Source organism: Streptomyces sp. NPDC002773, from assembly GCF_040295605.1.
Taxonomy (GTDB): domain Bacteria; phylum Actinomycetota; class Actinomycetes; order Streptomycetales; family Streptomycetaceae; genus Streptomyces.
In genome coordinates this window covers 141,172-160,596 of the sequence record NZ_JBEOVO010000015.1, presented here as the reverse complement: position 1 = coordinate 160,596, position 19,425 = coordinate 141,172, and the positions used below count along the sequence as shown (strand labels likewise).

Below are 19,425 nucleotides of genomic sequence, written 5' to 3'. Positions count from 1 at the left end.
CTTCTCAGCCTTACGGGTGAATGTATCGCTCGAAAGGGGACAGGAATCCGGCGTTCCGCGGCCCGGGGGCGGCCCGGCGGCGGACCGGGGCCCGTTGTCGGTGGGGGCCGCTACGGTGGGCGACATGGCTGCCCGTACGAAATCGACCAAGGACCGGCCGTCCTACCGCTGCACCGAGTGCGGCTGGCAGACGGCCAAGTGGCTCGGCCGCTGTCCCGAGTGCCAGGCCTGGGGGACGGTCGAGGAGTACGGCGCGCCCGCCGTCCGTACGACCGCGGCGGGCCGGGTGTCCACCGCCGCCGTTCCCATCGGGCAGGTCGACGGCCGGCAGGCCACCGCCCGCTCCACCGGCGTCGACGAGCTGGACCGGGTCCTCGGCGGGGGTCTGGTGCCCGGCGCGGTCGTGCTCCTCGCGGGTGAGCCGGGCGTCGGCAAGTCCACGCTCCTGCTCGACGTGGCGGCCAAGGCGGCGAACGACGAGCACCGCACGCTGTACGTCACGGGCGAGGAGTCCGCGAGCCAGGTCCGGCTGCGCGCCGACCGGATCAACGCGCTCAGCGACCACCTCTATCTGGCGGCCGAGACCGATCTGTCGGCGGTCCTCGGGCACCTGGACGCCGTGAAGCCCTCGCTGCTGATCATGGACTCGGTGCAGACCGTCGCCTCGCCCGAGATCGACGGCGCGCCCGGTGGCATGGCCCAGGTCCGCGAGGTCGCCGGGGCCCTCATCCGGGCGTCCAAGGAGCGCGGCATGTCCACGCTCCTCGTCGGTCACGTCACCAAGGACGGGGCCATCGCGGGCCCCCGGCTCCTGGAGCACCTGGTCGACGTCGTCCTGAGCTTCGAGGGTGACCGGCACGCGCGCCTGCGGCTGGTCCGGGGCGTCAAGAACCGGTACGGGGCTACCGACGAGGTCGGCTGCTTCGAGTTGCACGACGAGGGCATCACCGGTCTGGCCGACCCGTCGGGGCTCTTCCTGACCCGGCGGGACGTGGCCGTGCCCGGCACCTGTCTGACGGTGACCTTGGAGGGGCGCCGCCCGCTCGTCGCCGAGGTCCAGTCGCTGACCGTGGACAGCCAGATCCCGTCCCCGCGCCGGACCGTCTCCGGTCTGGAGACCTCGCGGGTGTCGATGATGCTGGCGGTCCTGGAGCAGCGCGGCCGGATCAGCGCGCTGGGCAAGCGGGACATCTACAGCGCGACCGTGGGCGGTGTGAAGCTCACCGAGCCCGCCGCCGACCTGGCGATCGCCCTCGCGCTCGCCTCGGCGGCGAGCGACACCCCGCTGCCGAAGAACCTGGTGGCGATCGGCGAGGTCGGCCTCGCGGGCGAGGTCCGGCGGGTGACGGGCGTCCAGCGCCGGCTGGCCGAGGCGCACCGGCTGGGCTTCACGCACGCGCTGGTCCCGACGGACCCGGGCAAGGTGCCGCCGGGCATGAAGGTGACGGAGGTCGCGGACATGGGCGACGCGCTGCGGGTCCTGCCGCGCAGCCGCCGCGCGAAGGCACCGGAGGGCGGGGAGGGGTAGCGGGGCGGGGGCGCGGCTCACGGGCGCGACGCGCGGGCTGTGGCTGGGGCTGGCGCGGGCTGTGGCTGGGGGCGGCGCGCGCGGGGCTCGGGGAGAGGCCGGGGGTCGCGCGGGCCGTGGCGGGGGGCGGCGCGCGCGGGGCGGGGTTCTCTTCGGGGGCCGTCCAGTACCTCCGTCGAGCGGTAGGCCGGTACCCCGTACACGGGGCGGAAGGTTTCCTCCGTACGCTTCGCAAAGGCACGGAGGGTTAGGTCCGTGCCGGGGCGGGGACCCCTTTCGGACCACCCGGGATCGGTCGGGGGCGGAGGGTGGCGGGGTGGTGTCGCTAGACTTTGCCCTGGTCTCGCCCATCCGTACGAGCCGGAGGAGTGCAGTGGCAGCCAAGGACGGGGCAGCAGCTCCTGGAAAGTCCGGCGCGGGCTCCGGCAACGAAGCACTGATGCGTGCCGCGCTGAGCGCGGTCGCGCCGGGCACCGCGCTGCGCGACGGCCTGGAGCGGATCCTCCGCGGCAACACCGGGGGGCTCCTCGTGCTCGGCCTGGACAAGACGGTCGACTCGATGTGCACCGGCGGTTTCGTGCTGGACGTCGAGTTCGCCGCCACGCGCCTGCGTGAGCTGTGCAAGCTCGACGGCGCGCTCGTCCTCGACAAGGACATCACCAAGATCCACCGCGCGGGTGTGCAGCTGGTCCCGGACGCCTCCATCCCCACCGATGAGACCGGCACCCGGCACCGTACGGCCGACCGGGTCTCCAAGCAGTGCAACTACCCGGTCGTCTCCGTCTCCCAGTCCATGCGCCTGATCGCGCTGTACGTGAACGGCGAGCGGCGGGTCCTGGAGGAGTCGGCGGCGATCCTGTCCCGCGCCAACCAGGCCCTCGCCACCCTGGAGCGGTACAAGCTCCGTCTCGACGAGGTGGCCGGCACGCTCTCCGCGCTTGAGATCGAGGACCTGGTCACGGTCCGGGACGTCACCGCCGTCGCCCAGCGCCTTGAGATGGTCCGCCGGATCGCCACCGAGATCGCCGAGTACGTGGTCGAGCTCGGCACCGACGGACGGCTGCTCTCCCTCCAGCTCGACGAGCTGATCGCGGGTGTCGAGCCGGAGCGCGAGCTGGTGATCCGGGACTACGTGCCGGAGCCCACCGCCAAGCGCGCGCGTACGGTCGCGGAGGCGCTCACCGAGCTGGACGCCCTGACCCACACGGAGCTGCTCGAACTTCCGGTCGTTGCGCGGGCGCTGGGGTACAGCGGCTCGCCCGAGACCCTCGACTCGGCCGTCTCGCCGCGCGGCTACCGGCTCCTCGCGAAGGTGCCGAGGCTGCCGGGCGCGATCATCGAGCGGCTCGTTGAGCACTTCGGCGGGCTGCAGAAGCTGCTCGCGGCCAGCGTGGACGACCTCCAGACCGTCGACGGGGTCGGCGAGGCCCGCGCCCGCAGCGTGCGCGAGGGCCTGTCCCGGCTCGCGGAGTCCTCGATCCTGGAGCGGTACGTCTAGGAGGACGTGCCGCGCGGTCAGTCCTTGGTGAGCGTGAACGATGCCGGGAGTACCTTCGCGCCCGGCATCGCCGCCTCCACGAGGTAGGTGCCGGGGCCGGCCTGGCCCGCCGGGGCGGTGGTGGCGCACTGCGGCGCGCTCCGCTTGCGGTCCCATTCCACGGTGTGGGTGACGGTGGCCCCCGCGGGGACGCGTAGCAGGACCGGGGCGCCGGAGCTCGGGCAGTCGGCGGAGGACCAGATCCCGTCGTCCTGCTTGTCGCTGATCGTCAGGACCGCGCTGCGGGGGCCGAAGTCGGCCTTGCAGTCGGCGTTCGAGGTGTTCCTCGCGACGAGCTGGAAGCGCGGCTTCTCCCCTGCCTCGTAGCTGACCTGCGCGCTGCGGAGCGTCAACTGCAGTGCTCCGGCCGGGCAGTTCGGAAGGGGTGAATCGGCCGGCAGCTGCTGCCCCGCGCCGGTGCCCGCGCCTCCGTCGCCGCCCGCGCCGTCGGTGTCGCCGTTCTTGCCGCCGTCACCGGTGCCGGCGGTCGTGCCCGTGGTCGTACCGGCGTCGGCGCCCGCGGTCGTACCGGCGTCGGTGCCCGACCCCGGGCCCGTACCGGAGCCGTCCGTACCGCCGTTGCCTCCCGTCGCGCCACCCGTGCCGCCGGTGGTGTCGCCCGACTCGTCCGACTCGTCGCGCCCGCCCGGCTGTTGGCTGATCGCCGGTCCCGTGCCGGCGGGGCCGGGGGTGATCGAGGGAGGGGTGGGAGACGAGCCGTTGGCCGCGTCGTTCGACTTCTTCCCGCCCCCGTCACCGGAGGTGACGGCCCATACGGCGAGGAGCGCGAGCAGCGCCACCAGGCACGCCGCCGCCGCCCTCCGTCGCCAGTAGATGGTGGAGGGAAGCGGCCCGACCGGATTGCGCAAAGATCCCACGACCCGAACCTTACGAGAGATCCGGCCCAACTCCCGCCCCACCCGCCGCCCGAGACATCAAGTTTTGCCGATGATCACATCCGTCCGGTCCGGGAACTTTTCGCGGAACGGCGCCCGGCCCGCTCGCGGCCTCATCCGAAACCGGGGGGAACCGGACCGAATCGCGAGACCCCCACTTTCGTCGGGGGTGGCCCTGGCCGTTGGCCCGGGGCGGCGGGCTCCGGATTCCGGTTAGCGTCGTCCACCATGAACACCCTCCTCGACCTCTCCGATCGTCTGTATCTCGACGTCGCCGACTTCGCCCACTCCACCCCCCACTGGTTCCAGTGGCTCGCCGAGGTCTGGACCGAGGCCGGACTGCTGCTGTTCGGCGCGCTGTTCCTGGCCGGCTGGTGGCGCTCCCGCGAGGGGTCGAGCCGGGTGATGGCGCTCGCGCTGCTCGCCCCGCTCGCCACCGCGTTCGGGTACGTGGTGAGCGAGGGGCTGAAGTCGCTGATCGACGAGGAACGCCCGTGCCGCGCGGTCCTCGGGGCGCCCACCGCGCTCGTCACCTGCCCGCCGTACGGCGACTGGTCCTTCCCCAGCAACCACTCGGCCATCGCGGGCGCCGCCGCGGTCGCGCTCGCGCTGTCCTGGCGCGGGATGGTCTGGCTGACCGTGCCGATGGCGCTGCTCATGGCGTTCTCCCGGGTCTTCGTCGGCGTCCACTACCCGCACGACGTGACCGCCGGTCTGCTGCTCGGCGGCCTGGTCGCCTTCCTCGTCATGCGGGCGGCGGCCCGGCCCGTGGGCACCCTGGTGGAGACGGCCCGGTCGAGCCGGAGCTCGGCCGTGGTGTGGTGCGCGGGGCGCGGCCCCCGGACCCACGCGGCCCCGCGCGCGGAAGAGCCCCAGCGGGCGGGCCGGCGCGGGCACTGAGCGGGGGCCGGTGGGGGGCTTGGGGCCGGGCCTCGGGTTCCGGTTACGGCTCGGCCTCCGGCTCCGGCTCCGACTCCGGCTCCGGCTCCGGCTCCGGCTCCGGCTATCGGATATCAGATATCGGCTATCGGCTATCGGCTATCGGCTATCGGCTATCGGCTATCGGCTATCGGATCCGACCTCGGCCTCGGCCTCGGCCTCTGCTTCCGCGCGTGTGCGGAGCGTGCGGCGTCGCCCCCGCGCCCGCCCTGGCGGATGCCACCCCGGCGCGCGCGCCTCGGCGCGCGGTGCGGTGCCACCCCGGCGCCCGTGCCACGGCGCGTACGGTTCGCGTCGTGGACGTGCCAGGATCAGGGATGCCATGACTTCCATCGACGCTCCCCTCACGCCCGGCGCCCCCGACGCCGCCGCCGGCCCGACGCCCCCCGCCGAGCTGCACGGGCCCGTCCTCGCCTGGTTCGACCGGCACGCCCGCGACCTGCCCTGGCGCCGCGCCGAGGCCGGCGCGTGGGGCGTCATGGTCAGCGAGTTCATGCTCCAGCAGACCCCGGTCGTCCGGGTCCTGCCGGTGTACGAGCAGTGGCTCGCGCGCTGGCCGCGCCCGGCCGACCTGGCCGCCGACGCTCCCGGCGAGGCGGTCCGCGCCTGGGGCAGGCTCGGCTACCCGCGCCGGGCTCTGCGGCTGCACGCGGCCGCCGTGGCCATAACGGAACGGCACGGCGGCGACGTACCGAGCGACCACGGTCAGCTGCTCGCGCTGCCCGGCATCGGCGAGTACACGGCGGCCGCGGTGGCCTCCTTCGCGTACGGACAGCGGCACGCGGTCCTGGACACCAACGTGCGCCGGGTCTTCGCGCGGGCGGCGAGCGGCGTCCAGTACCCGCCGAACGCGACCACGGCCGCCGAGCGGCGGCTCGCCCGTGCCCTGCTGCCCGAGGACGAGGCGACGGCGTCCCGCTGGGCCGCCGCCTCCATGGAGCTGGGCGCGTTGGTCTGCACGGCGAAGAACGAGGACTGCGGGCGCTGCCCGATCTCCGGGCGGTGCGCCTGGCGGCTCTCCGGGAAGCCGGCCCACGACGGGCCGCCGCGGCGCGGCCAGACGTACGCGGGGACCGACCGGCAGGTCCGGGGCAGGCTCCTCGCGGTGCTTCGGGAGTCGGCGGACCCGGTGGCGCAGTCGGTCCTGGACACGGTCTGGGACGAACCGGTGCAGCGGGCCAGGGCCCTGGACGGTCTGGTCGCGGACGGCCTCGTCGAGCCGCTGGACGACGGGTACTACCGGCTTCCCGTGTCCTGAGGGCCGCACCCCATGTCCCGGGGCCCGTGTCCTGAGGACCGGCCCCGGGTCCCGTGCCCCGTGGCCTCCGTCACGCGTGAAACCTCCTCCGACCCGCTGTTACACAACCGATGGGTAGCCGTGCGTCCACCGACGGCTGCCCCGCACAACCCCGTGACAACCGCTCCGTAGCGTCGTCCACGACACGAGGAACAAGCTGGTCACGGGGTTCGGAGGCGGTTCGGATGAGGCATGGCGAGGTGCTCGATTTCGAGGAGTACGTACGCACGCGGCAGGAGGCGCTCCTGCGCAGTGCCCGGCGTCTCGTGGCCGACCCCGTCGACGCCCAGGACCTCCTCCAGACGGCGCTCGCCCGCACCTTCGGGCGCTGGGACGGCATCGCCGACAAGTCCCTGGCCGACGCCTATCTGCGCCGGGTCATGATCAACACCCGGACGGAGTGGTGGCGCTCCCGCAGGCTCGAAGAGGTGCCCACCGAGCAGCTGCCCGACGCCTGCGGCGACGACCCGACCGAACAGCACGCCGACCGCGCCCTCCTCATGGACGTCCTGAAGGTGCTCGCGCCCAAGCAGCGCAGCGTCGTCGTCCTGCGCCACTGGGAACAGATGAGCACGGAGGAGACGGCGGCGGCGCTCGGCATGTCGACGGGTACGGTGAAGTCCACGCTCCACCGCGCGCTCGCCCGGCTCCGTCAGGAGCTGGAGAGCCGTGACCTCGACGCCCGCGCCCTGGGGCGGACCGGGGAGCGGACGACCGTACGAGGCGACGAACGGGAGCGGGAGCGGTGCGCGGCCTAGACGGCGAAGCCGACGGCAGCAGACACGACGAGAACGGGCCCGGCGGCCACGGCAGGCATGGCGGCGGACCCGGACACGACGGCGGCAGCAGACACGACGGCGGCAGCGGACACAGCGGCGGCGACGGTCCCCACGGGACCGGGCGCCGCCGTCGGCGCCGTACCGTCAAGGCGGCGAGCATCACGGCGGCGGCCGGGCTCGTCGCCGTCGGGCTGTCCATGGCCGCCTGCTCCACCGGCGGCACCGGTTCCCGTGACGAGGGCGCCGCGGGCACCCACGACGTGGCCCCGGCGGCGCCCACCCCCTCCCCCTCAGCCGACGGCGGGCAGACTTCCGCCGAGCGGGTGGACCCGATCGCGCTGCTCAAGGCCGACCCGAAGATCGGCGAGCGGCTCAAGACCGATCTGAAGCCGTGCGTCGCGGACGCCTACCCGGTGGACGCCTCCTACGGCAACCTCACGAACGCGCCCGCCCCCGACGTCGTCGTCAACGTGATGACCTGCGGTGATGCCGTCGGAATCGGCACGTACGTCTACCGGAAGCAGAGCGACCGGTACGAGAACGTCTTCATGGCCGAGGACGCCGCGGTCTACGCCACGATCGACCGGGGCGAGCTCGTCGTCACCAAGCAGGTGTACGCGAAGGGCGACCCGGTCGCGTACCCCTCGGGCGAGGACGTGATCACGTACCGCTGGTCGGGGACCAGGTTCACCCAGCACGACTGGGTGCACAACGACTACAGCCGGGCCGTCGGCGACGGCGGCGTCGCGGAGCCCGCGCCGAGCGAGCCCTCCACCCGCTGAACCGACCCCCATCCCCCCGTACAGACCGAGCGCACAGACCCGAAGGGCACGCACGATGGCCGAGACCCATGTCCTGTTCGTCGAGGACGACGACGTCATCCGTGAGGCCACCCAGCTCGCCCTCGAGCGGGACGGCTTCCGTGTCACCGCCGTGCCCGACGGGCTCTCCGGCCTGGACGCCTTCCGGGCGCAGCGGCCGGACATCGCCCTGCTCGACGTGATGCTGCCGGGCATGGACGGGGTCAGCCTCTGCCGGCGCATCCGTGACGAGTCGACCGTCCCGGTGATCATGCTGTCGGCGCGTGCCGACTCGATCGACGTCGTCCTCGGTCTCGAGGCGGGGGCCGACGACTACGTCACCAAGCCCTTCGACGGCTCCGTGCTGATGGCCCGTATCCGCGCCGTGCTGCGCCGCTTCGGCCACGCGGGCGGCGCCGGTGACCGCGGCGACGAGGCGCCGGGCGGCGGGGGCCTCCTCGTCTTCGGCGACCTGGAGGTCGACACCGAGGGCATGGAGGTCCGCAAGGGCGGGGCGCCGGTCGCCCTGACCCCGACCGAGATGCGGCTGCTGCTGGAGTTCTCGTCCGCCCCCGGCACCGTGCTGTCCCGGGACAAGCTCCTGGAACGGGTCTGGGACTACGGCTGGGGCGGCGACACCCGGGTCGTGGACGTCCATGTGCAGCGGCTGCGCGCCAAGATCGGCCAGGACAGGATCGAGACGGTCCGCGGCTTCGGCTACAAGCTCAAGAGCTAGGGCCCGGTGTGAAGCTGCTCCCCCTCCGTACCGGCGTCCGCTGGAAGATCGCCGTCGCCATCGCGGCGGTCGGCGCGCTGATCGCGGTCACCCTGAGCGTCGTCGTGCACAACGCCGCCCGTATCTCGATGCTCGACAACGCGCGCGAGGTGCAGATGGAGCGGCTGCTCTTCGCGCAGCGGCTGTACGAGACGTCGAAGCCGAAGGAACCGCGCTTCGGCACGAAGATCAACGACCCTTCGCTGCCGGCCCAGCTCGACCAGCTGATGCGGGACAAGCGGCGCGGCACGTTCGTGCAGGAGCACCGGCACGGCGGGCCGCCCGACGTGTGGGCGGCGGTGCCGCTCGCCAACGGCGACGTGCTCTCGCTGCACATCCCCTTCGCCGACCGCAGCGCGACGATCATGAACGATCTGGACCGTGCCCTCGTCATCGGCTCGGTCTCGGTGGTCTTCGGCGGCTGCGCGCTCGGTGTGCTCATCGGCGGCCAGCTCTCGCGGCGGCTGCGGAAGGCCGCCGTCGCGGCCGGCCGGGTCGCGCAGGGGAACACCGACGTACGGGTCAGGGAGGCCGTCGGCGGGGTCGTCCGGGACGAGACCGACGACCTGGCGTGGGCGGTCGACGCCCTGACCGACGCCCTCAACGAGCGGATCGAGGCCGAGCGGCGGGTCACCGCGGACATCGCGCACGAGCTGCGCACCCCGGTGACGGGACTGCTCACGGCGGCCGAGCTGCTGCCGCCGGGGCGGCCGACGGAGCTCGTACGGGACCGGGCGCAGGCGATGCGGACGCTGGTCGAGGACGTTCTGGAGGTGGCGCGGCTGGACAGCGCGTCCGAGCGGGCGGAGCTCCAGGAGATCGCGCTCGGCGAGTTCGTGGAGCGGCGGGTACGGGCCCTCGACCCGGAGGTCGTCGTCCGGGTCGTCCACGAGTCGTGGGTGAACACCGACCCGCGGCGCCTGGAACGCGTCCTGGGCAACCTCCTCGCGAACGCCGCCAAGCACGGCAGGCCGCCGGTGGAGGTCACGGTCGAGGGGCGGGTCGTCCGCGTCCGCGACCACGGGCCCGGCTTCCCCGAGGCCCTGCTCAAGGAGGGCCCGAGCCGGTTCCGTACGGGTTCGAGCGACCGCGCCGGCCAGGGGCACGGCCTGGGCCTCACGATCGCGGCGGGCCAGGCCCGGGTCCTCGGCGCCCGGCTGACCTTCCGGAACGTCGCCTCCGAGGGGGCGCCGAACGGGGTGGGCGGCGCCATCGCGGTGCTGTGGCTGCCGGACCACGCGCCGACGAACACGGGCAGCTTCCCGATGCTGCGGCTGCCGCCGGACTGAGGGTTACGTCCGGGGCCCAACCCCCATCCAGGGTTACGCCGATGGGGCCGGCCCCTGTTCCGGGACCGGCCCCACCTCCGTACCGCTTCAGCGCGGGGTCACACCGTCTCGGCGACCTTCGCGTCGGCGTCGCCCGGCTTCTTCGGGGCCGCCGCGGGGCCGGCGCCGCGGAGCAGCACCTCCTTGACGAAGAAGGCGAGGACGAAGCCGAGGACGGAGACCCCGGCGGCGACCAGGAAGGCGCCGTGCGTACCCGAGACCACGGCGTGCTGGTAGGCCTCGCGGAGCGCCTCCGGCAGCTTGGCCAGGCTCGCCGCGTCGAGCTGGGCGGTCCGGTCGGTCAGCCCGGACCCGCCGCGCGCCGCCATCTCGTCCTGGACGCGGCTCGTGAAGAGCGCGCCCATGATCGCGACGCCGAAGGAGGAGCCGAGCGTCCGGAAGAGGGTGGTGGAGGACGAGGCGACGCCCATGTCCTTCATCTCGACGCTGTTCTGGGCGACCAGCATGGTGATCTGCATGAGGAAGCCCATGCCGGCGCCGAGGAGCGCCATGTAGATGCCGGAGGTCAGCCGCGAGGTGCCGGTGTCCATCGTGGCGAGCAGGAGGAGACCGGCCGTCATGAGGGCGCCGCCCACGATCGGGAAGATCTTGTACTTGCCGGTGCTGGTGGTGAACCGGCCGACGAGCAGCGAGACGAACATCATCGCGAGCAGCATCGGCAGGAGCAGCAGACCGGAGTTGGTCGCGGAGGCGCCCTGGACGGACTGCTGGAAGATCGGCAGGTAGAGGACCGCGCCGAACATCACGAAGCCCGCGATGAAGCCGATCAGGGACATCATGGTGAAGTTGCGGCTGCGGAAGATGTGCAGCGGCATGATCGGGTCGCTCGCGCGGGTCTCCACCCGGAGGAAGGCGGCGAGTGCGGCGGCGCCGCCGACCGCGAGGCCGATGATCGTCGCGGAACCCCAGGCGTACTCCGTACCGCCCCAGGTGGTGACCAGGACGATGGCGGTGATGCCGATTGTCAGGAGCGCGGCGCCGAGGAAGTCGATCCGGGTGCCCTTGGCCCGCTGCTTCTTCGGCAGGTGCAGGACGGTGGTGACCATGGCGAGGGCGACGGCGCCGAGCGGCAGGTTGATGTAGAACGACCAGCGCCAGCCCCAGTGGTCGGTGATGGTGCCGCCGACGAGGGGCCCGCCGATCATGGCGAGGGCCATCACGCCGGCCATCATGCCCTGGTACTTGCCGCGCTCGCGGGGCGGGATCAGGTCGCCGATGATCGCCATCACGCCGACCATGAGACCGCCGGCGCCGAGGCCCTGGACGGTACGGAAGCCGATGAGCTGGCCCATGTCCTGGGCCATGCCGCTGAGCGCCGAGCCGATCAGGAAGATCACGATGGAGACGAGGAAGACGCCCTTGCGGCCGAACATGTCGCCGACCTTGCCCCAGAGGGGGGTGGAGGCGGCGGTGGCCAGGGTGTAGGCGGTGACGACCCAGGAGAGGTGCTCCAGGCCGCCGAGTTCGCCGACGATCGTCGGCATCGCGGTGCCGATGATCATGTTGTCCAGCATCGCGAGGAGCATCGCGATCATCAGGGCGAGGAGGACGACGCGGACACTGCGTGGCTGCTGCTCCGACTCCCCCTGCGCTGGCTTCGCTGTGGCTTGCGTCGTCATCTCGGTCCCTTACTTGCCGCCCGGCTAGTTACTACACTGAGGACGGTAGGCCGGTAACTAGCCGGGCGTCAAGTAAGTTTTCTGGAAAGTGGAGAGCAGCCATGGCCCGAGGCAACACCCGCCAGCGCATCCAGGACGTGGCCCTCGACCTCTTCGCCGAGCAGGGCTACGAGAAGACCTCCCTGCGCGAGATCGCGGAACGCCTCGACGTCACCAAGGCGGCGCTCTACTACCACTTCAAGACCAAGGAAGACATCCTCATCGGGATCTTCGAGGACCTGACCCGGCCCATGGACGAGCTGATCGCCTGGGCGCAGGAGCAGCCCCGCACCCTGGAGACCCGGCAGGAGGTGCTGCGCCGCTACCAGGTGTCACTGCGCGCGGCGGCCCCGCTCTTCCGCTTCATGCAGGAGAACCAGGCCACGGTCCGCGAGCTCAGCGTCGGCCTCACCTTCAAGGAACGCATGATCACGCTGACCGGCCTGATCCAGGAGCCGGACTTCACGATGGTGGACAAGGTCCGCTGCGTCAGCGCGATCTTCACGCTGCACGCGGGCACGTTCTTCACGCAGAACATCGAGGGCGACCCCGAGGAGAAGCACAGGGCCACCCTCGAGGTCGCCCTCGATCTGCTCAATCAGGCCCACGGGGCCTCATGAAGTCCGTTCGTACGGCTCAGCTCACGGCTCAGATGGAGACGCCGTGGGTCCGCAGGAAGGCGGCCGGGTTCACGGCGGAGCCGTAGTTCGGGGTCGTACGGATCTCGAAGTGCAGGTGCGGGCCGGAGGAGTTGCCGGTGTTGCCCGAGAGGGCGATCTGCTGACCGGCGGCGACCTTCTGGCCGACGTGCGCCTTGATCTTCGACAGGTGGGCGTACTGCGAGTACGTGCCGTTGGCGTGCTTGACGACGATCGCGTTGCCGTACGCGGGGCCGTCACCGCCGCCGTTCGGGCCGGCCTTCACGACGGTGCCCGCGCCCGCGGCCTTGACCGGGGTGCCGACCGGGACGGCGAAGTCCTGGCCGGAGTGCTTGCTGGCCCACATGGCGCCGCCCTGGTTGTAGCTGGCGGTCAGGGTGTACGAGGTGACCGGCTTGACCCAGGACGGGGCCTTCTTGGCGGCGACGGCCTTCGTGGCGGCCTTCTCGACGACCGCGGCCTTCTTGGCGGCGGCGATCTGCTTGGCGGCGGCGGCCTGCTTGGCGGCCACGGCCTTCGCGGCGGCGGCCTTGACCTCGGCGGCGACGTGCGCCTGGGCGTCGGCCTGGGCGGCGACGGCGGCGGACGCGGTGACGGCGACCGGGGCGGCTGCGTTGCCCTCGGCGGCGAAGGCGGACCCTGCTCCGGTCACCATCGTCGCTCCCAGGCCGGCGGCGGCAAGAGCGACGACGGTGACACGGGCGGCGGGGTTCATGCGCTTCGACATACGGGGGAAACCTCCGGGAAGTACGGGGCCCGACGCGATCGGTGCTGCGCCGGGCTGGCTTGCTCATCCTTGGTAACCCGGGTCCCCATCCATCCCAAAACACCCCATCTACGACATGGCGTCGTAGCGATCTCCCCGGAAGTTCAGCCCTTGACGACCTCGCGACCCACCTTCGAAATCGGACATACCGACACAAGAGAAGCGGTTTATCCGCATGTCACCCCTGTCCGGAACCGCCGAAAACGCCGTCTGGCGTCCGGTTCGAGGCCTCCGGGACCAAAGTCCCGACGGTTCACTCCTGAACGTCCCGAATCGACACCAAAGGTCGCCACTATTCCGGCTAGTACCGCTCGAAACGCCTGTGCGCCTTGTCACCAGGCACCGGCCCCGGATGGGACCTGGGTCACGCGACCGAGCCACTCCGAAGGCCGTCCCGCACTACGCTGACCGCTTCGGGACCCACGGGGGGACACACATGGAACCGGCACTCATCGGCACGCGCCTCGCCTCGGCGGCGATCGGCCCCATCCTGAAGAAACTGCTGGTCAGCGACGCCCCAGGGGCGGGGCTCACGGGAACGGCGCCCAAGATCCGGCTCTCCTCCCTCGTCTCCTTCCGCGGCGAGAAGCGGACGCTGACGGAGAAGGACGTCCGCAAGCTCGCCGGGACGCTGGTCGAACGCTCCCTCGGCGGCCAGGGAGAGACGCCGTTCCCCGCCGACGAGACCGAGGCCGTCACCGCCACCCTCGCGGCCACGCTCCTCGCCCTCGGCGACCTCGACATGGACGACGTCCAGGCCGTACGCCTCGGCCACCGCGACCTCGCCCGGCGGCTGCGCGCGGCGGCGCCGGCACCCGACGGCCTCTCTGCGGACTCCGTGCTCTACCTGGAGTCGATGACCGAGTGGGCCTGCCTCCACATCCTGGAGTTCTTCACCCAGCGCTCCACCTTCATCGCCCGCAGCCTGGTCGAGCAGACCCGCGGCCAGACCGAACTCATCGCGAAGATCGACGAGATCATCCGCCGGACACCGCGGGTGGACACACGGGACGCCGAGTTCGAGCGGCGCTACCTGGCCCACCTCGCCAAGAAGCACGGCCGCCTGACGATCTACGGGGTGGACCTCCGGGACGCGCCCGAGAAGTGGCCGCTCGACGCGGCCTACCTGTCGCTGAAGGCGACGGGCGCCCCGTGGCTCGCCCGCACGGCACCGGGTACCGGAGAGGGCGCCGACCACCGGAGCGACCTGCTCGAAGGCCACGCCGACCGGATCCTCGCCCGGCACGACAAGGTGCTCCTGCGCGGCACGGCCGGCTCCGGCAAGACGACCCTCGTCCAGTGGCTCGCGGTCTCCGCCGCCGCGCCCGAGGACCACACGGGCCACAGCGCACACGCGGACCACACGGGCCACATCGCGCACGAGGACCGCACGGGTGACATGGCGTACCTCCGCGACCGGATCCCCTTCGTCCTCCCCCTCCGCTCCCTCACCCGCCACGGCGAGCGGCTCCCCGCCCCCGACCGCTTCCTCTCCGCCGTCGGCTGCCCGCTCTCCCCGCCCGACGGCTGGGCCGACCGCGTCCTCGCCGCCGGGCGCGGCCTGGTCCTCGTCGACGGCATCGACGAGATCCCCGAGGCCGAGCGCGACCGTGCGCGCCGCTGGCTCCGCGATCTGCTCGACTCCTACGACGGCAACCGCTGGCTCGTGACCTCCCGCCCCACCGCCGTACGCGACGACTGGCTCGCACCGGACGGTTTCGCCGAACTGACCCTGGCCCCGATGTCCTCCACCGAGGTCGCCACCTTCGTCCGCCGTTGGCACCGGGCCGCCGGTCCGGAGGCGGCCCCGTACGAACAGCCGCTCCTCGACGCCCTCCGCACGACGCCGGACGTCGCCCAGCTCGCCACCAACCCGCTGATGTGCGGTCTGATCTGCGCCCTGCACCACGGCAGGCGCGGCTTCCTGCCGCGCGGCCGCAAGGCGCTGTACGACGCGGCGCTGTCGATGCTGCTCTCGCGCCGGGACCGGGAACGGGACATGGGGACCCCGTACGGCATCGATCTCGGCGACGCACCCCAGATCCAGCTGATCCAGCGCCTCGCCTACTGGCTGACGCTCAACGGCCGGACGACGATGGACCGTGAGCGCGCGGAGTCGGTCGTACGGGAGGCCGTCCCGGCGATCACGGAGGCGGCGGGCTACGACCCCGGCGCGGTCTTCACGCACCTGCTGCACCGCAGTGGCCTGCTGCGGGAGCCGACCGTGGACACGGTCGACTTCGTCCACCGCACCTTCCAGGACTACCTGGCGGCGAAGGCCCTCGTGGACCGGTGGGACATCGGGGTCCTCGTCCGGCACGCGGCGGACGACCAGTGGGAGGACGTCATCCGCATGGCCGTCGGGCACGCGCGCCCGCGCGAGTGCGCCGAGATCCTCGGGGAGCTCCTCGATGCGGCGGACGCGGCCCCGGACCGCCGTACCCAGCTCCGTGTGCTGGTGGTGGCGGCGACGGCCCTCGACCACGCGACGGAGGTGGCGCCGCAGGTCCGGGAACGGATCCTGGCGCGGACGGCGGAGGTGATCCCGCCGCGCGGGTCGGAGGAGGCGCGGGAGCTGGCGTCGGTCGGGCGGGCCGTCCTGGACCTGCTGCCGGGACCGGAGGGCCTGGACGACGAAGCGGCCCTGGACGTGGTGATCACGGCGACCCACATCCCACAGGACGCCGCGCTGCCCTACCTCACCCGGTTCACCGAGCATCCGTACCTGGCGGTCCGCTCCCAGCTGATGTGGGGATGGTCCCGGTTCCCGACGGCCGCCTACGCGGAGCAGATCATCTCCCGGCTCGACACGCGCCTCCTCGACTTCACCGTCGTCTCCGACCAGCAGGCCGCGGAGATCGTGCGCCTCGGTCTGCGCCCCCAGGGCCTGGACCTGCGGCCTGGCCTCACCGCCGACGGGATGGACCTGCTGCGCGAGGTGATCGGCGGGGCGCGGAGCCTGCGGATCCCCGGGCCCCTCGCCCGGTTCGTGGACCCCCTCCCCGCGGGGAACGCGCTGGAGACCCTTACGGTGATCGGCTACCCCGTAGGGGGGCTCGGCTTCCTCCGCCCGCTGACCGGCCTCCGCGCGCTGGAGATCCACGGCAACGCGGCGGCGCCCGAGGAGGCCTGGGACGCGCTGGCCGCTCTGGAGGGGCTCTCGATCCTCGAGGTGCACGCGAGGACCGTGGCCGACATGCCGGAGACACTGCGGCTGCCGCGGACGGAGATGCTGTACCTGCACTGCGACGCCGAGGCCACCTCCCTGGACGTCATCGCCCGGACCTTCCCCGCCCTGGTCCAGCTGAGGCTCCTCGGCGTCCTCGAACGGCACACGTACGACCTCACGCCGCTGGCGTCCCTGACGGCCCTCGGCTCCGTCGTGGGCCACGGCGGCCGGTTCCTCGGCGCCGAGAAGCTCGCCCCCACGGTGGAAATCCGCATCTGAGCCGGCCGGCGCCGTCGCGTGGTCGGCCCGGCGGACGGAAAGTGGTCGGTCCGACGGACCGAAAAGGGGCGGCCCCGGAACCGATCAGGTTCCGGGGCCGCCCCTCACCGCGCTACTCGCTCAGCGCGGCGTCACGCGTCCTTCGACAGGTTCGGGCCGGCGCCCGTGCCGCCCGTCGCCTCGATCGGCGGGGCGTCCGGCAGGGCCGTCTTCTCCTCGCCGCGGAAGGTGAAGGCACGCTCCTCGCCCTCGCCCTCCGTGTCCACGACCACGATGTGACCGGGGCGCAGGTCGCCGAAGAGGATCTTCTCCGACAGCGTGTCCTCGATCTCGCGCTGGATCGTCCGGCGGAGCGGACGGGCGCCGAGCACCGGGTCGTAACCCTTCTTGGCGAGCAGCTCCTTCGCGGACTGGGAGAGCTCGAGGCCCATGTCCCGGTCCTTGAGGCGCTCGTCGACACGGCCGATCATCAGGTCGACGATCTGGAGGATGTCGTCCTGGGTCAGCTGCGGGAAGACGATGACGTCGTCCACACGGTTGAGGAACTCCGGGCGGAAGTGCTGCTTCAGCTCGTCGCTGACCTTCGCCTTCATCCGCTCGTAGTTGGACTTCGTGTCGCCCTGGGCCGCGAAGCCCAGGTTGAAGCCCTTCGAGATGTCCCTGGTCCCGAGGTTGGTCGTCATGATGATGACCGTGTTCTTGAAGTCCACGACCCGGCCCTGGGAGTCGGTCAGGCGACCGTCCTCCAGGATCTGGAGAAGGGAATTGAAGATATCGGGGTGGGCCTTCTCGACCTCGTCGAAGAGGACGACGGAGAACGGCTTGCGGCGCACCTTCTCGGTGAGCTGGCCGCCCTCTTCGTAGCCGACGTATCCGGGCGGCGAACCGAAGAGACGGGAAACCGTGTGCTTCTCGCTGAACTCCGACATGTCGAGGGAGATCATCGCGTCCTCGTCGCCGAAGAGGAATTCGGCGAGCGCCTTGGAAAGCTCGGTCTTACCGACACCGGACGGACCGGCGAAGATGAACGAGCCACCGGGGCGCTTCGGGTCCTTCAGACCGGCACGCGTACGGCGGATGGCCCGCGAGAGGCCGATGACGGCGTCCTTCTGCCCGATGACCCGCTTGTGGAGTTCGTCCTCCATGCGGAGCAGGCGGCTGGACTCCTCCTCGGTCAGCTTGAAGACCGGGATGCCGGTGGCGGTCGCGAGGACCTCGGCGATCAGATCGCCGTCGACCTCGGCGACGACGTCCATGTCGCCGGCCTTCCACTCCTTCTCGCGCTTGGCCTTCGCGGCGAGGAGCTGCTTCTCCTTGTCACGGAGCGAGGCGGCCTTCTCGAAGTCCTGCGAGTCGATCGCGGACTCCTTGTCGCGGCGGACGCCGGCGATCTTCTCGTCGAACTCGCGGAGGTCCGGCGGCGCGGTCATCCGGCGGATGCGCATCCGGGAGCCGGCCTCGTCGATCAGGTCGATCGCCTTGTCCGGGAGGAAGCGGTCCGAGATGTACCGGTCGGCCAGGGTCGCGGCCTGGACGAGCGCCTCGTCGGTGATGGAGACCCGGTGGTGGGCCTCGTACCGGTCGCGGAGACCCTTGAGGATCTCGATCGTGTGCGGCAGCGACGGCTCGGCGACCTGGATGGGCTGGAAGCGGCGCTCGAGGGCCGCGTCCTTCTCCAGGTACTTGCGGTACTCGTCGAGCGTGGTGGCACCGATGGTCTGGAGCTCACCGCGGGCCAGCATCGGCTTGAGGATGCTGGCGGCGTCGATCGCGCCCTCGGCGGCGCCCGCACCCACGAGGGTGTGGAGCTCGTCGATGAACAGGATGATGTCGCCGCGGGTGCGGATCTCCTTGAGGACCTTCTTCAGGCGCTCCTCGAAGTCACCGCGGTAGCGGGAGCCGGCGACCAGCGCGCCGAGGTCCAGGGTGTAGAGGTGCTTGTCCTTGAGGGTCTCGGGCACCTCGCCCTTGACGATGGCCTGCGCCAGGCCCTCGACGACGGCGGTCTTGCCGACGCCGGGCTCGCCGATCAGCACCGGGTTGTTCTTGGTGCGGCGGGACAGCACCTGCATGACCCGCTCGATCTCCTTCTCGCGCCCGATGACCGGGTCGAGCTTGGACTCGCGGGCCGCCTGGGTGAGGTTGCGGCCGAACTGGTCGAGGACCAGGGACGTCGAGGGGGTGCCCTCGGCAGGACCGCCGGCGGTGGCGGCTTCCTTGCCCTGGTAGCCGGAGAGCAGCTGGATGACCTGCTGCCGCACCCGGTTGAGGTCGGCGCCCAGCTTCACGAGGACCTGGGCGGCGACGCCCTCGCCCTCGCGGATCAGGCCGAGCAGGATGTGCTCGGTGCCGATGTAGTTGTGGCCGAGCTGGAGGGCCTCACGGAGCGAGAGCTCCAGGACCTTCTTGGCGCGAGGGGTGAAGGGGATGTGCCCGGACGGGGCCTGCTGCCCCTGCCCGATGATCTCCTCCACCTGCTGGCGGACCGCCTCGAGCGAAATCCCGAGGCTCTCCAGGGCCTTAGCGGCGACACCCTCACCCTCATGGATAAGGCCCAGAAGGATGTGCTCGGTGCCGATGTAGTTGTGGTTGAGCATCCGGGCTTCTTCCTGAGCCAGGACGACAACCCGCCGCGCGCGGTCGGTGAACCTCTCGAACATCGTTAATCGCTCCTCAGAGCGGTCAGTCAGTTAGGGGTCGATCCCCTCCCTGTCCTTCCGCAGCTTAGTCCCGCAAGCGGGGACCGCTCATTCCAACTGCCGACATCCGTCCGGATCACCCCCTCTTCAGCGGGGAGACCTGCTGCCGAACAGCCGACAAATGCTCCAACCCGATGGTGCGAGACGATGTTCCCGCAGGCCAAGTAGTTAGCCACGCCTTCAGTACGCCGATGGCGAACGTGAGACGCCGAAGCCCGCGACTCGCCCCTCTCCACTAGGAATGTCTTACCCGTAAGCACGGACACTCCATGCGGCGCACCCCGGTTCCCTCCGC

At 71.7% G+C, this 19,425-nt stretch carries 14 protein-coding genes; 10 read left to right on the top strand and 4 right to left on the bottom strand.

Annotated elements, in window-relative coordinates; translation table 11 throughout:
* Window positions 1–124: 124 nt before the first annotated feature.
* Window positions 125–1,528, top strand: coding sequence for a DNA repair protein RadA (gene radA / locus ABT034_RS20130; RefSeq protein ID WP_351216964.1), 1,404 nt, complete (start codon window positions 125–127; stop codon window positions 1,526–1,528).
* Between the two features lie 373 nt (window positions 1,529–1,901).
* Complete coding sequence (gene disA, locus ABT034_RS20125; RefSeq protein ID WP_351216962.1) at window positions 1,902–3,026, top strand: DNA integrity scanning diadenylate cyclase DisA; 1,125 nt, start codon at window positions 1,902–1,904, stop codon at window positions 3,024–3,026.
* Window positions 3,027–3,043: 17 nt separating this feature from the next.
* Here disA and ABT034_RS20120 read toward each other — a convergent pair whose 3' ends face one another.
* Entirely contained in the window at window positions 3,044–3,943 is a 900-nt protein-coding gene (locus tag ABT034_RS20120) for a hypothetical protein (RefSeq protein ID WP_351216960.1), read from the bottom strand.
* Between the two features lie 246 nt (window positions 3,944–4,189).
* Here ABT034_RS20120 and ABT034_RS20115 point away from each other — a divergent pair, with 246 nt between their 5' ends.
* The 6 genes from ABT034_RS20115 to cseC all read left to right on the top strand — a co-directional run bounded on the left by ABT034_RS20115 (window position 4,190) and on the right by cseC (window position 9,840).
* Window positions 4,190–4,861 carry a phosphatase PAP2 family protein gene (locus tag ABT034_RS20115; protein WP_351216958.1) on the top strand — a complete coding sequence of 224 codons (672 nt, stop codon included), beginning with the start codon at window positions 4,190–4,192 and terminating at the stop codon, window positions 4,859–4,861.
* A gap of 361 nt (window positions 4,862–5,222) precedes the next feature.
* Window positions 5,223–6,158 (top strand): iron-sulfur binding domain-containing protein, encoded by a 936-nt coding sequence (locus tag ABT034_RS20110; RefSeq protein WP_351216956.1) that lies wholly within the window; start codon window positions 5,223–5,225, stop codon window positions 6,156–6,158.
* 224 nt (window positions 6,159–6,382) lie between these two features.
* Window positions 6,383–6,955, top strand: a complete 573-nt coding sequence (locus ABT034_RS20105) for a SigE family RNA polymerase sigma factor (protein ID WP_351216954.1) — start codon at window positions 6,383–6,385, stop codon at window positions 6,953–6,955.
* Window positions 6,943–7,758, top strand: a complete 816-nt coding sequence (locus ABT034_RS20100) for a hypothetical protein (RefSeq protein ID WP_351216952.1) — start codon at window positions 6,943–6,945, stop codon at window positions 7,756–7,758. Before ABT034_RS20105 ends, ABT034_RS20100 begins: the two co-directional genes overlap by 13 nt.
* A 55-nt stretch (window positions 7,759–7,813) precedes the next feature.
* Complete coding sequence (cseB, locus tag ABT034_RS20095) at window positions 7,814–8,512, top strand: two-component system response regulator CseB (protein ID WP_351216950.1); 699 nt, start codon at window positions 7,814–7,816, stop codon at window positions 8,510–8,512.
* Complete coding sequence (gene cseC, locus ABT034_RS20090; protein WP_502972995.1) at window positions 8,401–9,840, top strand: two-component system sensor histidine kinase CseC; 1,440 nt, start codon at window positions 8,401–8,403, stop codon at window positions 9,838–9,840. The genes cseB and cseC overlap by 112 nt, the downstream gene beginning before the upstream one ends.
* Window positions 9,841–9,938: 98 nt before the next feature.
* Here cseC and ABT034_RS20085 read toward each other — a convergent pair whose 3' ends face one another.
* Window positions 9,939–11,519: an MDR family MFS transporter gene (locus tag ABT034_RS20085; protein ID WP_351216947.1), complete on the bottom strand. Its 1,581-nt coding sequence runs from the start codon at window positions 11,517–11,519 to the stop codon at window positions 9,939–9,941.
* 101 nt (window positions 11,520–11,620) lie between these two features.
* Between ABT034_RS20085 and ABT034_RS20080 the strand changes: the two genes are divergently transcribed.
* Entirely contained in the window at window positions 11,621–12,178 is a 558-nt protein-coding gene (locus tag ABT034_RS20080; RefSeq protein ID WP_351216945.1) for a TetR/AcrR family transcriptional regulator, read from the top strand.
* Window positions 12,179–12,206: 28 nt separating this feature from the next.
* On the opposite strand, the gene ABT034_RS20075 is transcribed toward ABT034_RS20080, so the two are convergent.
* Window positions 12,207–12,944, bottom strand: a complete 738-nt coding sequence (locus ABT034_RS20075; protein WP_351216943.1) for a M23 family metallopeptidase — start codon at window positions 12,942–12,944, stop codon at window positions 12,207–12,209.
* Window positions 12,945–13,419: 475 nt separating this feature from the next.
* Between ABT034_RS20075 and ABT034_RS20070 the strand changes: the two genes are divergently transcribed.
* Complete coding sequence (locus ABT034_RS20070) at window positions 13,420–16,431, top strand: NACHT domain-containing protein (protein WP_351216941.1); 3,012 nt, start codon at window positions 13,420–13,422, stop codon at window positions 16,429–16,431.
* 131 nt (window positions 16,432–16,562) lie between these two features.
* On the opposite strand, the gene ABT034_RS20065 is transcribed toward ABT034_RS20070, so the two are convergent.
* Window positions 16,563–19,091, bottom strand: a complete 2,529-nt coding sequence (locus ABT034_RS20065) for an ATP-dependent Clp protease ATP-binding subunit (protein WP_351216939.1) — start codon at window positions 19,089–19,091, stop codon at window positions 16,563–16,565.
* Between the last annotated feature and the right edge of the window lie 334 nt (window positions 19,092–19,425).